The 13363-nt window shown below is 60.9% G+C and carries 11 protein-coding genes and 3 tRNA genes; all 14 read right to left on the reverse strand.

Annotated elements, in window-relative coordinates; genetic code table 11:
• The 14 genes from ACVHNU_RS15080 to truA all read right to left on the reverse strand — a co-directional run bounded on the left by ACVHNU_RS15080 (position 1) and on the right by truA (position 13326).
• Positions 1-540, reverse strand: a complete 540-nt coding sequence (locus ACVHNU_RS15080; RefSeq protein ID WP_003226408.1) for a (2Fe-2S)-binding protein — start codon at positions 538-540, stop codon at positions 1-3.
• Positions 533-3364 (reverse strand): xanthine dehydrogenase family protein molybdopterin-binding subunit, encoded by a 2832-nt coding sequence (locus ACVHNU_RS15085; RefSeq protein ID WP_473017708.1) that lies wholly within the window; start codon positions 3362-3364, stop codon positions 533-535. The genes ACVHNU_RS15080 and ACVHNU_RS15085 overlap by 8 nt, the downstream gene beginning before the upstream one ends.
• Positions 3365-3863: 499 nt before the next feature.
• A tRNA-Asp gene (locus ACVHNU_RS15090) sits at positions 3864-3940 on the reverse strand.
• Positions 3941-4034: 94 nt separating this feature from the next.
• Positions 4035-4111, reverse strand: a tRNA-Asp gene (locus ACVHNU_RS15095).
• 55 nt (positions 4112-4166) lie between these two features.
• A tRNA-Val gene (locus ACVHNU_RS15100) sits at positions 4167-4242 on the reverse strand.
• A gap of 216 nt (positions 4243-4458) precedes the next feature.
• A complete protein-coding gene (locus tag ACVHNU_RS15105; protein WP_003226413.1) occupies positions 4459-5235 on the reverse strand; it encodes an SDR family oxidoreductase in 777 nt (258 codons plus the stop codon).
• Entirely contained in the window at positions 5232-6443 is a 1212-nt protein-coding gene (locus tag ACVHNU_RS15110) for an O-succinylhomoserine sulfhydrylase (protein ID WP_473017709.1), read from the reverse strand. Before ACVHNU_RS15110 ends, ACVHNU_RS15105 begins: the two co-directional genes overlap by 4 nt.
• A gap of 80 nt (positions 6444-6523) precedes the next feature.
• Entirely contained in the window at positions 6524-8029 is a 1506-nt protein-coding gene (purF, locus tag ACVHNU_RS15115) for an amidophosphoribosyltransferase (protein ID WP_003226416.1), read from the reverse strand.
• A gap of 41 nt (positions 8030-8070) precedes the next feature.
• On the reverse strand, positions 8071-8631 hold the full coding sequence (locus ACVHNU_RS15120) for a CvpA family protein (protein ID WP_045122548.1): 561 nt from the start codon (positions 8629-8631) through the stop codon (positions 8071-8073).
• A gap of 98 nt (positions 8632-8729) precedes the next feature.
• Positions 8730-9383 (reverse strand): SPOR domain-containing protein, encoded by a 654-nt coding sequence (locus tag ACVHNU_RS15125; RefSeq protein ID WP_400497106.1) that lies wholly within the window; start codon positions 9381-9383, stop codon positions 8730-8732.
• Complete coding sequence (gene folC / locus ACVHNU_RS15130; protein WP_473017711.1) at positions 9367-10674, reverse strand: bifunctional tetrahydrofolate synthase/dihydrofolate synthase; 1308 nt, start codon at positions 10672-10674, stop codon at positions 9367-9369. The genes ACVHNU_RS15125 and folC overlap by 17 nt, the downstream gene beginning before the upstream one ends.
• Positions 10671-11591 (reverse strand): acetyl-CoA carboxylase, carboxyltransferase subunit beta, encoded by a 921-nt coding sequence (gene accD, locus ACVHNU_RS15135; protein WP_027611535.1) that lies wholly within the window; start codon positions 11589-11591, stop codon positions 10671-10673. The genes folC and accD overlap by 4 nt, the downstream gene beginning before the upstream one ends.
• 200 nt (positions 11592-11791) lie before the next feature.
• Positions 11792-12436, reverse strand: a complete 645-nt coding sequence (locus ACVHNU_RS15140; protein ID WP_103520452.1) for a phosphoribosylanthranilate isomerase — start codon at positions 12434-12436, stop codon at positions 11792-11794.
• Positions 12437-12501: 65 nt separating this feature from the next.
• Positions 12502-13326, reverse strand: a complete 825-nt coding sequence (gene truA / locus ACVHNU_RS15145; RefSeq protein WP_171061913.1) for a tRNA pseudouridine(38-40) synthase TruA — start codon at positions 13324-13326, stop codon at positions 12502-12504.
• Between the last annotated feature and the right edge of the window lie 37 nt (positions 13327-13363).

A 13363-nucleotide genomic window follows, 5' to 3' on the forward strand; every position in this document is an offset into this window, starting at 1 on the left:
TCAACCCTCCTTGACCAGGCCGAGATCGGTCAGCACGTTGCGCGTGGCGTTGTAGTAACGCACGTACCCGGTGCAACGGCAGATATGGTGGCCGAGGCTGTCCTCGATGACTTTTTCCAGTTGGCTTTTGACGATCGGCTGGCGCTGCAGCTTCTCTACCAGTACCGTCGCGGCGTTGACGAAGCCCGGCGCGCAGTAGCTGCACTGGAAGGCGAATTCGTCGACGAAGCGCTGCTGGATCGGGTTCAGCTCGGTGACCTGACCACTCTCATCACGCTTGGCGTGACTTTCGATGGTGCGGACTTTCTTGCCTTCGAAGTAATGCGCGCCAGTGATGCAGGTGCGCACCTCTTCACTGGTGCCGTCCGGGTTGTCGACGATCACCACGCAGGCATGGCAGATGCCCTGGCCGCAGCCCAGGCGCGAACCGGTGAGGTTCTTGTATTCGTGCAGATAGTCGATCATCGGCAGGTCATCAGGGATGTCCACCGGGCCGACGGATTGACCATTGAGGGTCAGTTGAAGCGGACGGTTAGCCATTGAGGGCCTCCTTGATGCGCGCAGCAGTGATTGGCAGATCGCGAACACGTTTACCGATGGCGTGCGCCACGGCGTTACCGATGGCACCGACCACCGGGATCATCACCACTTCGGCGATGCCTTTGGACGGATCGCTTGGCGACAGCGGCGGCAGAATCTCCGCGGTCTGCTTCCACACCGCCACGTGACGGGCCATCGGCAGGCGATAACGGTTGAAGTTCCAGTCCCCCTCCCCCGGCCCGCCTTCGTACAGCGGCATCTCTTCCATCAGCGCGTGACCAATGCCCATGGCGATCCCGCCTTCGAGCTGGCCCTTGACCAGTTCTTCGACCAGCACCCGACCGCACTCGACCCACGAATGGTGGTTGAGCACTTCGACTTCCGCCGAGCCTTTGTTGACCTTGAGCTCTACCAGCGTCGCCACCGGGCTGTAGTAAGTCACAGCAGCGTTGTTCAACTGGACCACCGGGTAGTTGATGTTCTGACGATCCAGCAGGTGGAAACCCGCTGTGCTCATCAGCGCTTTCTTCGCCTTCGGCGCGCCATCACCGTACTTCACTGCCAGACCGTCGAGCGGCAGACGCTCGCGCACGCCGTCGATGCTGTATTCGGCCTCGGCCCAGCTCCAGCGGTTGAATGCGTGAACGGTGGCACCGGTCACCAGACCACGCTCGTGAGCATGCTTGGCCAGCTCTTCGAAGCTCAATGGCTGCATACCGTTGGCAGTGAGTTTGCCGTCGACCCAATGCGCATCTTCACGACGCACGACATAAGGGTTGGCTTGACCGCCGTAAGGCCCTTGGCGCCAGATTTCCATGGCCGCCGGCCACAAACCGTTGTTGAACAGCACGCGCGCCGCTTCACGGGTGGCGTGGCTGAAATAGTAAGCCGAGTTGGTCGCGGACGATGCCGAGGCCAGCTTGCCGACCCAGCGCGGGTTGCGCAGCAGGTTGTCCTGCTCGGCCTGGCTCATGATGTAAGGGTTGCCGCTGGTGATCAGCTGCATTTCCTTCCATTCGGTTTCGCCGGTCTTGACGTCGTGTGCCGGGCTGCCGAGGAAATCCGCCACGACCAGCGCTTGCGAAGTGGACATGCCAGTGCCGATTTCGATACCGATGTGACGCAGGGTGATGCGCCCCTCGGCGGTGAACTCGATACTGGCCATCGGCGCTTCGGAGCCGGTGCCAAAGTCTTTCTGGCAAATCGCGAAACCCACGCCGTACCAGTTGTCCGGGTCGGCGGCTTCGCGCTGTTTCTTGATCGCGTCGCGGTTTTTCCAGACTTCGTGCACCGAGGCCTTGTCGAGAATCTCGTGCAGACGCAGAGCACCGGCCGGAATCGCGCCCTGGGTGTTTTTCATGCCCGAACGCAGGGCGTTCTTGCGACGCAGATCAATCGCGTCGACACCGAGGCGATTGGCGATTTCGTCGACCATCATTTCGGTCGAGGCCATGCTTTGCAGGGTGCCATAACCGCGCATCGAACCCGCTTCAACACCGCGCGAGTGGTAAGCGGTGACCTGCAGATCGTTCTGCGGCATGTAGTAGATCGACTGCGCCGCCGTGGCACCCACTGCCGCTACCGACGGGCTGTAGTTGATACGACCGCCACCGTCGACGCTCATCTCGGCACGGAAAATCTTAAAGCTGTAGTCGTTCTTGTCCACCGCCAGTTGGTAGCGGATGTCGAACGGGTGGCGCTTGATGCCGCTCTGGAACTGCTCGTAGCGGTCATTGGCCAGACGGATCGGCACACCGGCGCCATACAGCGCAGCGAGGGCCGCGTAGTAGACGAAGATGTTGTGGTCTTTGGAACCGTAGCCCACGGTGTAGCCCGGGTGCATGTTCAGGTTCGCCAGGCCGAAGCGCGATGGCGCGATCATTTTCGCGGTTTCGGTCGCGGCTTCCAGCGGGCACTGAGTGGCGACCACGAAGTGCAGGGTCTTGGTTTTCGGGTCGTACCAGCCATTACCGTTGTCTGGCTCCATGGCGGCCGGTTCGATCGACGGGGTTTTGTAACGCTCGTCGAACACCAGCCAGTTGTCCGGTGGCGTGTCGATCTGCTGCTTCATGCGATCGGCGTAGAACAGGCCGCGCTCGGTCAGGTTGCCGTGCAGGTTCGGCTGGGAATTCCATACCGGGCGACGGTTCTTCAGCATCGGGAACAGGATCGAGTCCTTGAGGCTGGCGAACTCGTCTTCGTCGGCCGAGGTCGGGCCGCCCACACGCACGTAGCGGAAGCTGCCATAGGGGTCGCCTTCGTAGTACGGCACCTGGGCACCGTAACGAATCGCCTTGTCATTGAATTTGAGTTTGTTCTTGGCCTGGCGGAAACGCTCGAAATCGTTCCAGATCAGGATCGCCACCGGGTGACCGATGAACATCGGCACTTTGCCTTCCGGCAGCAATGGGTCCGGCGCGTGCTCTTCCGGGAAGACGATGCCGTCCTTGTCCAGATCGGCAGCGGTGACGATACGGTCAGGTTGCAAGTCGGCCCCAAGCCACGACAGGTCGTAACCGGCGTAGATACGGTCAGCCTTGATGGTTTTCAGCAGCATGGCGTGGCCTTGCTGTTCAGGCCAGCCCGGCATGTCCTTGGAGCGAATGTCGCGGGCAAACACTTTGCTGCCGCAGACCTTGGACAGGGCGTCGTTACGTTGACGTGCCTTGCCGTTGTGGCCGAGCCACTTTTCGGACGGCACGGTTACGCTGTTTTCCATCAAGGCAGCCAGCGCCTGACTGCTGAGCGGCGTGAGCGTGACGCTCACACCCGCCACCAGCCCGCCCTGGAGGAACGAGCGCCGGGATATATCACGGTTGGACATGGATCATCCTCTGGGCGGTTATGTGTCCGCCCTTTTGGTTATCTACTGGGAATCTCGAGTCTTGCAGAAGCCCTTCTTGGCTAAACAAAGGGCGTGTTGACAGTGCAAAGCTGACCGAAAGGTTAACTTTAAAGGTTTCTGAGCGTCCGGCAAACAACCAGTTACAAAAATTTGACTAAAGAATCAAAAAATCAATGCGACGTGGCACCGCAGCAGATCGCCGGGCAAACCGGCAACCCACTGTGGGCGCGGGCTTGCTCGCGAAGGTGTGGTGTCAGGCAGCCCATTTTTAACTGACATACCGCTTTCGCGAGCAAGCCCGCTCCCACAAGGGAATTTGTATTGGAGTCAGGGTGTGGGCAGGAGGAAAAGGAGGGAAATAGCAAATTTCAGACACAAAAAACCCCGGTCTTTCGACCAGGGCCTTTGCTATCGATTCCGAAACAACCAACGGTTGCTTTCGGTGTTTCAAGGCGTTCAGTGGTCCTTGAAACAGATATGGCGCAGCGGACGGGACTCGAACCCGCGACCCCCGGCGTGACAGGCCGGTATTCTAACCGACTGAACTACCGCTGCGTATCGCTTTGAGCTTGCGCTCAAGTAACTCGTTTTGACTGAAAGCTTCGGTGCTTTTCAATCGCGAACCAGACAATGCCTGACTCGTAAAATATGGCGCAGCGGACGGGACTCGAACCCGCGACCCCCGGCGTGACAGGCCGGTATTCTAACCGACTGAACTACCGCTGCGCGTCGGTGGAGGCACTTTCAGCCTACCTCTTGCTTGCGCAAGTTTCTCGGGGAGTGGTGGGTGATGACGGGATCGAACCGCCGACATTCTGCTTGTAAGGCAGACGCTCTCCCAGCTGAGCTAATCACCCGTTTGCATCTCCGAGGCCGCGAAATTTACGCAGGTAGCGAACCTAAGTCAATAGCAGGATTGAAGTTTTTCTGAAAAAGACAAAATTGCTTTCCACCTGCGAGACCGCCTTCGCGAGCAAGCCCGCTCCCACAGGGAAATGCATTCCTCATGTGGGAGCGAGCTTGCTCGCGAAGACGGCAGCCCATTTGACGCAAATTCAGGAGAAGAACGCGATCTACTCGGTGTAAATCATCTTCTTGGTCATGCCACCATCAACGACGAATTCCTGCCCGGTGACAAACCCGGCATTGCGCGACAACAGCCACGCCACCATCGCCGCCACATCCTCGACCGTCCCTACCCTGCCCGCCGGATGCTGCGCATGATCGGCATCGGCCAGCGGCTCGGCGCGTCGTGCGGATGGATCCCGTGCATCGATCCAGCCTGGGCTGACCGCATTGACGCGAATCTCCGGCCCGAGACTGATCGCCAACGCATGCGTCAACGCCAACAAGCCGCCCTTGCTCGCCGCATACGCCTCGGAATCAGCCTCCGACTGCCGCGCACGGGTCGAGGCCAGATTGACGATCGAGCCGTTATGCGCGCGCAGATACGGCGCACAATGTTTGGCCAGCAACATCGGCCCACTGAGATTGACCGCCAGCACCCGGTTCCAGTAAGCCAGATCAAGACTTTCCAGCGTGATGTTGTGCGGATCAGCCACCGCCGCGTTGCACACCAACGCATCGAGACGACCAAACTGCCCAAGCACTTCGGCGACACCCAGCGCGACCTGGCTCTCATCCGCCACGTCCATGGCGATGAACCAGGCGTTCTCGCCCAGCACCTTCGCCACTTTCGAACCGCGCACACGATCCAGATCGGTCAGCACCACTTGCCAGCCTTCGCTGATCAGCCAGGCAGCAATACCCAGACCGATGCCACGCGCGGCACCGGTGACCAGCGCCACGCGGCCATGGGTGCCCGCCTTCGGAGTAGACAATTCGATCACAACGCCGCCAGACCGCGCGACAGGTCGACCTGCAGGTCCGCCACGTCTTCCAGACCGACCGCGATGCGGATCAGGCTGTCACGAATCCCTGCGGCTTCCCGCTCCTGTGGCGCCAGACGGCCATGGGAGGTGGTACTCGGATGGGTGATGGTGGTTTTGCTGTCACCGAGGTTGGCGGTGATCGAGATCAAGCGAGTGGCGTCGATAAAGCGCCACGCGCCCTCTTTGCCGCCCTTGACCTCGAAACTCACCACCGCACCGAAGCCCTTCTGCTGACGCTGGGCCAGTTCGTGCTGCGGATGGCTCTTGAGACCGGCGTAATGAACCTTCTCGATACCGTCCTGCTGCTCCAGCCATTCGGCCAGTTGCTGGGCGTTGGCGCAGTGCGCCCTCATCCGCAGATTCAGGGTTTCCAGGCCCTTGAGGAAGATCCAGGCGTTGAACGGGCTCAGGGTCGGCCCGGCGGTGCGCAGGAAACCGACAACTTCTTTCATCTGCTCGCTGCGACCAGCCACCACACCGCCCATGCAACGGCCCTGACCGTCGATGAACTTGGTCGCCGAGTGCACGACGATGTCCGCGCCGAGTTTCAGCGGCTGCTGCAAGGCAGGCGTGCAGAAGCAGTTGTCGACCACCAGCATCGCGCCTTTGGCGTGAGCGATTTCCGCCAGCGCGGCGATATCCACCAGCTCAGCCAGCGGGTTGGACGGCGACTCGACGAACAGCAGCTTGGTGTTCGGCTTGATCGCCGCATCCCAACCCGACAGATCGGCCAGCGGCACGTAGTCGACTTGCACACCGAAACGCTTGAAGTACTTCTCGAACAGACTGATGGTCGAGCCGAACACGCTGCGCGACACCAGGACGTGATCACCGGCGCTGCACAGGCTCATCACGACAGCCATGATCGCGGCCATGCCCGTGGCGGTGGCGACCGCTTGTTCGGCGCCTTCCAGCGCGGCGATACGCTCTTCGAACGCGCGCACGGTCGGGTTGGTGTAGCGCGAGTAAACGTTGCCCGGCACTTCCCCGGCAAACCGCGCAGCCGCGTCGGCAGCGGTACGGAACACGTAGCTGGAAGTGAAGAACATCGGATCACCGTGTTCGCCTTCCGGCGTACGGTGCTGACCGGCACGTACGGCCAGGGTATCGAACGCTACGCCTTCGAGGTCGCTGTCCAGCCGACCGGCATCCCATTCCTGACTCATGCTGTCACTCCTTGCCCTGTTCTGAATAAATGAAAGTCTTTTGCCAGATACAAAACCGGCCCCTCAGGGCCGGTAGAAACTCAGTTGTTGTACAGATCGATGATCGCACTGACCGCCTGGGTCTTGACCTTCGAGGCATCGTTGCGTGCCTGCTCGATCTTGTCCAGGTAAGCCTCGTCGACGTCGCCGGTGACGTACTTGCCGTCGAACACTGCGCAATCGAAGTTTTCGATCTTGATCTTGCCGCCACCGACCGCTTCGATCAAGTCAGGCAGGTCCTGATAGATCAGCCAGTCAGCGCCGATCAGATCCGCCACGTCCTGAGTCGAACGATTGTGCGCGATCAGTTCGTGAGCGCTCGGCATGTCGATGCCGTAAACGTTCGGGAAGCGTACGGCAGGAGCCGCGGAGCAGAAGTAGACGTTTTTCGCGCCGGCTTCGCGAGCCATCTGGATGATCTGCTTGCAGGTGGTGCCGCGTACGATCGAGTCGTCGACCAGCATCACGTTCTTGCCGCGGAATTCCAGCTCGATCGCGTTGAGCTTCTGGCGAACCGACTTCTTGCGCGCCGCCTGGCCCGGCATGATGAAGGTCCGGCCGATGTAACGGTTCTTGACGAAGCCTTCGCGGAATTTCACGCCCAGGTGGTTCGCCAGTTCCAGCGCGGCGGTGCGGCTGGTGTCCGGGATCGGGATGACCACGTCGATGTCGTGCTCTGGACGCTCGCGCAGGATCTTCTCGGCGAGTTTCTCGCCCATGCGCAGACGCGCCTTGTACACCGACACACCGTCGATGATCGAATCCGGACGCGCCAGGTAGACGTGCTCGAAGATGCACGGGGTCAGGGACGGGTTGGTCGCGCACTGACGAGTGTGCAGCTTGCCGTCTTCAGTGATGTAGACCGCTTCGCCCGGGGCCAGGTCGCGAATCAGAGTGAAACCGAGCACGTCCAGCGAAACGCTTTCGGAAGCGATCATGTACTCGACGCCTTCGTCGGTGTGACGCTGGCCGAACACGATCGGACGAATGCCGTGCGGGTCACGGAAACCGACGATGCCGTAACCGGTGATCATCGCCACCACCGCGTAACCGCCGACGCAACGGTTGTGCACGTCGGTCACAGCGGCAAATACATCCTCTTCGGTCGGCTGCAGCTTGCCGCGCTGGGCCAGCTCGTGAGCGAACACGTTCAACAATACTTCCGAGTCGGAACTGGTATTGACGTGACGCAGGTCGGATTCGTAGATTTCCTTGGCCAACTGTTCAACGTTGGTCAGGTTGCCGTTGTGCGCCAGGGTGATGCCGTACGGCGAGTTGACGTAAAACGGCTGCGCTTCGGCCGAGGTCGAGCTGCCGGCAGTCGGGTAACGGACGTGACCGATACCCATGTGGCCGACCAGGCGCTGCATGTGACGCTGCTGAAACACGTCACGCACCAGGCCATTGTCCTTGCGCAGGAATAACCGGCCATCATGGCTGGTCACGATACCGGCAGCGTCCTGGCCGCGGTGCTGGAGCACGGTTAGCGCGTCATACAGCGCCTGATTGACGTTCGACTTACCGACGATACCGACGATGCCACACATGCGACGCAACCCCTACTTAATGGATCTGAACTGAACAACACTCACTGAGGCGTTTTGGCCGACGGCAAGAGTTGCTCCTTGAACGGAATATCAGCGGGTACGCTGATTCCGCTGGCAAGCCACTGACTGCTCCACCCGAGAATCAGGTTTTTGGACCAATCGGCGACCAATAGAAACTTTGGCACGAGCTGTGACTCTTTCCACCACCCGTCCTGCTGTACCGGCCCCAGGCTCAACAGCCCGACTGCCACGACCACCAGCAACACGCCACGCGCCGCGCCGAAGGCCATGCCCAGGAATCGGTCGGTGCCGGACAACCCGGTCACGCGCACCAACTCGCCGATAAGATAATTGATCATTGCGCCCACGATCAGTGTGGCGACAAACATGATGGCACAGCCCGCGATCACGCGAGCCGATGGGGTTTCGATGTATCCGGCGAGGTACTCGGACAGTGAGCCACCGAACATCCAGGCAACAGCTCCTGCGATGATCCAGGTCACCAGCGATAATGCTTCCTTGACGAAGCCGCGGCTCAAACTGATCAAAGCGGAGATGGCGATGATTGCAACAATCGCCCAGTCAACCATGGTAAATGGCACAGTGCAGCCTACAGACGGATAAGGCGGCGCATTTTAGCAGAGCGCACCGCTGTCGGTAAGCTGCGATTGTCAGTGCATTTCAATCCGGACGATAGTTTTTAGCCACGCTCTGGCTGGAAGCGCACGACAAAACCCTTGAGGTTCTGCTGACGACCCAACAGATCACGCAGACGATCGGCTTCGGCGCGCTCGATCAGCGGGCCGACGAACACCCGATTCTTGCCATCGGCGGAACGGATGTAGGCGTTGTAGCCTTGGCTGCGCAGGGTTTTCTGCAGGCTTTCGGCGCTGGCGCGACTCGACAGACTGGCCAGTTGCACCGACCAGCTGACCGACAGACCGTTGGCGTCGACGCGGCTTTGTGTGGTGTCAGGCTTGGCCGGAGCGGCAGCAATCGGCTGGGCCGGCGCCGGAGCAGGCTTGGCGACTGGCGCGGGCGCAACCGGTTTGGCTACCGGAGCCGGTGCTGGTGCTGGTGCTGGGGCAATCGGCATCGACGGCGCCGATTGCTCGGCCACTTCGTCATCACTCGGGACCGGTTCCTGCGGCAGTGCTTGCGGCTCGGGCACGGCTACCGGCTCAAGCTGCACTTGCGGCACGGCAGGTGCTTGCGGCGCAGCCGGTGCATCGACCGTGACCTGGCGCTGCTCGTCCTGACGGGAAAACAGCATCGGCAGGAAAATCACCGCCAGCGCCACCAGCACCAGGGCACCAACCATGCGCTGCTTGTACGCTTTATCCAGCAAAGCCATTTGCCGCTTCCTCCGTGGAGCGCCGGGCCAGCCATTCAAGGGCCTCGGCGACACAATAAAATGATCCGAACAACAGAATCTCGTCGTCGCTGGTTGCGATCTCGCACTGCCCTTCCAGCGCAGCCGCGACACTGTCATAGGACGTGACAGAGGCGCCAAGGTTCTGCAACGCCGCGTGTAATTCACTGACCGGACGCGCACGCGGCGAATCCAGCGGCGCTACCGCCCAGTGCTGGACACTAGCATTCAATTCGCCGACAACACCATCCAGATCCTTGTCCGCCAACAGGCCGAACACCGCCAGACGCTTGCCCACCGGTGGCCGGCTGGCCAGACGTCGCGCCAGATACTCCGCCGCGTGCGGGTTATGCCCCACGTCCAGCAGCAGGTTCAGGCGCTTGCCGTTGAACTCGAACGAGCGCAGATCCAGCCGGCCGACCACGCGAGTGGCCTGCAAGGCCGCAACAATTTGCGACGCATTCCACGGCAAACCGAGCAGCAGATACGCCTGCAATGCCAGCGCTGCGTTTTCCATCGGCAGGTCGAGCAGCGGCAAATCATGCAATTCGACCGCCTGACCCTGTGCGTCAGTGCCGCGCCATTGCCAGTTGTGATCGGTGATTCCCAGATCGAAGTCGCGCCCGCGCAGAGAGAGCGGGCACGCCAGCTCGCGAACCTTGTCGAGCAGAGGTTGCGGAGGATTCAGGTCGCCGCACAGCGCAGGCTTGCCTTGGCGGAAAATCCCGGCCTTCTCGAAAGCCACGGACTCGCGGGTATTACCCAGGTACTCGGCATGATCGACACCAATGCTGGTGACCAGCGCGATATCGGCATCCACCACGTTGACCGTGTCCAGACGCCCGCCCAGACCGACTTCCAGCACCACAGCGTCAAGTTTTGCCTGCTGAAACAGCCAGAACGCCGCCAGGGTGCCCATTTCGAAGTAAGTCAGGGAAGTGTCGCCACGCCCGGCCTCGACCGCAGCGAAAGCTTCGCACAGCTGTGCGTCAGTGGCTTCGACGCCATTGAGCTGCACCCGCTCGTTGTAACGCAGCAGGTGCGGAGAATTGTAGACACCCACGCTCAGGCCCTGCGCCCGCAGCAACGAAGCCACGAAAGCGCAGGTCGAACCCTTGCCGTTGGTGCCGGTAACCGTAATCACCCGAGGCGCCGGCTGGCCCAGCCCCATGCGGGACGCTACCTGTTGCGAACGCTCCAGCCCCATGTCGATGGCCGATGGATGCAACTGCTCAAGGTAGGCGAGCCACTCGCCAAGGGTACGCTCGGTCATACGTTGGCAGGCACCGGTGGAACGACGATTGGCTCGACAGGAGCGGCGACGTAGGTCGGAGTCGGCTGGCCGGTCAGTTGCGCCAGCAGATTGCCCAGACGTGGACGCAATTCACGACGATCAATGATCAGGTCGATCGCGCCATGCTCCAGCAGGAACTCGCTGCGCTGGAAGCCTTCCGGCAGCTTTTCACGCACGGTCTGCTCGATCACACGCGGACCGGCGAAGCCGATCAGGGCTTTCGGCTCACCGACGATCACGTCGCCGAGCATCGCCAGACTGGCGGAAACGCCGCCGTAGACCGGGTCGGTCAGCACCGAGATGAACGGAATGCCTTCTTCACGCAGACGCGCGAGCACGGCCGAAGTCTTGGCCATCTGCATCAGCGAGATCAGCGCTTCCTGCATGCGCGCACCACCGGAGGCGGCGAAGCAGATCATCGGGCAACGGTTTTCCAGGGCGTAGTTGGCGGCGCGCACGAAGCGCTCACCGACGATGGCGCCCATGGAACCGCCCATGAAGCTGAATTCGAACGCCGACACCACCACCGGCATACCCAACAGGGTGCCGCTGACGGAGATCAGCGCGTCTTTTTCGCCGGTCTGCTTTTGGGCTGCGACCAGACGGTCCTTGTACTTCTTGCCGTCGCGGAACTTCAGACGGTCAACCGGCTCCAGGTCTGCACCCAGCTCGTTGCGGCCTTCGGCATCCAGGAAGATGTCGATGCGCGCCCGTGCGCCGATGCGCATGTGGTGGTTGCACTTGGGGCAAACGTCCAGGGTCTTTTCCAGCTCAGGGCGATACAGCACAGCCTCGCAGGACGGGCATTTGTGCCACAGACCTTCAGGCACCGAGCTCTTCTTGACCTCCGAACGCATGATCGAAGGGATCAGTTTGTCTACCAACCAGTTGCTCATGCTTTTTTTCTCCAGTACCGGCGGCCCGAACGCTCTGGTTCGCAGCCCCGCGTATGCCCTTCAGCTAAATTCATGTGTGTGGCGATGATTGATGGAACGCCGCGGTCAGCGCGAAACATGACCTGCGTGCAACTCCAGAAACCCTCAGCCTCGCCTGCTTTGTGCAAGTGCATTGATGGACGGCGGCAGACTGCCAGCCGTCACATCGAAGTAGACGCTCCCTGCGAGCTTCTACGTACGGCATTGATGAACGCGCGGATCTTCGCATGATCCTTGATGCCTTTGCTCGCTTCTACCCCGCCGCTGACATCGACCGCGTAAGGTTTGACCCGGGCTACGGCGTCGGCGACGTTTTCCGGGGTGAGGCCACCGGCCAGGATCAGCGGCTTGCTCAACGTTTGCGGAATCAATGACCAGTCGAATGCCTCGCCGGTTCCGCCGGGCACGCCTTCGACGTAAGTGTCGAGCAGCACGCCACTGGCGCTCGGATAAGCATCGACGGCAGCCGCGATGTCGTCGCCGGCCTTGACCCGCAGCGCCTTGATGTAGGGACGATGCCAGCCTTCACAGTCGGCAACGACTTCGTCGCCATGGAACTGCAACAGATCCAGCGGCACGGCATCGAGGATTTCCCCCAACTCGCAGCGGCTGGCATTGACGAACAGGCCAACGGTGGTCACGAACGGCGGCAACGCCTGAATGATCGCCCTTGCCTGCTGCACGCTTACCGCCCGCGGGCTCTTGGCGTAAAACACGAAACCGATCGCATCGGCTCCCGCCTCGACCGCTGCCAACGCATCTTCTATGCGGGTAATCCCGCAAATCTTGCTGCGAACGGCTGACATGTCGATAAAAACCTCAAGGCAAAAACCGGGAAAGTCCCGGATGGTAACAAAAGCGTTCGGGGGCGTCAGCCGTCAAGGCCCGAGAAACCCGTAAGGAAATGTGGCCCGATGAAACGCTCGGGCAACGGGAACTCGTCGTGGTACTCGACTTGCACCAGATACAGACCGAACGGATGCGCCGTCACGCCACCGGAACGGCGCTCGCGACTCTCCAGGACTTCCTTCATCCACTCGACCGGACGCTCGCCGGCACCGATGGTCATCAGCACACCGGCAATGTTGCGCACCATGTGGTGCAAAAAGGCGTTGGCGCGAATATCGAGAACGATCATCTTGCCGTGGCGAGTCACGCGCAGGTGGTGCATTTTCTTGATCGGCGATTTCGCTTGGCACTGCCCGGCACGGAACGCACTGAAATCATGAGTACCGATCAGATACTGCGCGGCCTCGGCCATACGCTCGACGTCGAGCGGGCGATGGTTCCAGGTGATCTCTTCGTTGAGATGGGCCGGACGAATCTGATCGTTGTAGATCACATAGCGATAACGCCGCGCGATGGCTTTGAACCGCGCATGAAAATGCGCCGGCATCACCCGCGCCCAGCTGACGCTGATGTCGTGGGGCAGATTGATATTGGCGCCCATCACCCAGGCTTTCAGCGAACGATCGACTTGCGTATCGAAATGCACCACTTGTCCGCAGGCATGCACGCCCGCGTCGGTACGCCCGGCGCACTGCAGTGAAACCGGCGAGTTGGCGACTTTCGACAAGGCTTTCTCGAGTTCTTCCTGCACCGTGGCCACGCCGGTCAACTGGCGCTGCCAGCCGCTGTAGCGCGAACCTTTGTATTCAACGCCAAGCGCGACGCGGTAAAAGCCGTCGGGTGCCATTTCGGCGACCGGGTTATCTATGTTTGCCAAAGTGGGA

It is taken from the genome of Pseudomonas sp. Ors-4-3C (assembly GCF_055755035.1).

Excerpts from the sequence above, each read along its gene's own strand:
- ACVHNU_RS15080 (WP_003226408.1), bottom strand. The coding sequence starts at position 540 with ATGGCTAACCGTCCGCTTCAACTGACCCTCAATGGTCAATCCGTCGGC.
- ACVHNU_RS15085 (WP_473017708.1), bottom strand. The coding sequence starts at position 3,364 with ATGTCCAACCGTGATATATCCCGGCGCTCGTTCCTCCAGGGCGGGCTG.
- ACVHNU_RS15110 (WP_473017709.1), bottom strand. The coding sequence starts at position 6,443 with ATGAGTCAGGAATGGGATGCCGGTCGGCTGGACAGCGACCTCGAAGGC.
- purF (WP_003226416.1), bottom strand. The coding sequence starts at position 8,029 with ATGTGTGGCATCGTCGGTATCGTCGGTAAGTCGAACGTCAATCAGGCG.
- ACVHNU_RS15125 (WP_400497106.1), bottom strand. The coding sequence starts at position 9,383 with ATGGCTTTGCTGGATAAAGCGTACAAGCAGCGCATGGTTGGTGCCCTG.
- folC (WP_473017711.1), bottom strand. The coding sequence starts at position 10,674 with ATGACCGAGCGTACCCTTGGCGAGTGGCTCGCCTACCTTGAGCAGTTG.
- accD (WP_027611535.1), bottom strand. The coding sequence starts at position 11,591 with ATGAGCAACTGGTTGGTAGACAAACTGATCCCTTCGATCATGCGTTCG.
- ACVHNU_RS15140 (WP_103520452.1), bottom strand. The coding sequence starts at position 12,436 with ATGTCAGCCGTTCGCAGCAAGATTTGCGGGATTACCCGCATAGAAGAT.
- truA (WP_171061913.1), bottom strand. The coding sequence starts at position 13,326 with ATGGCACCCGACGGCTTTTACCGCGTCGCGCTTGGCGTTGAATACAAA.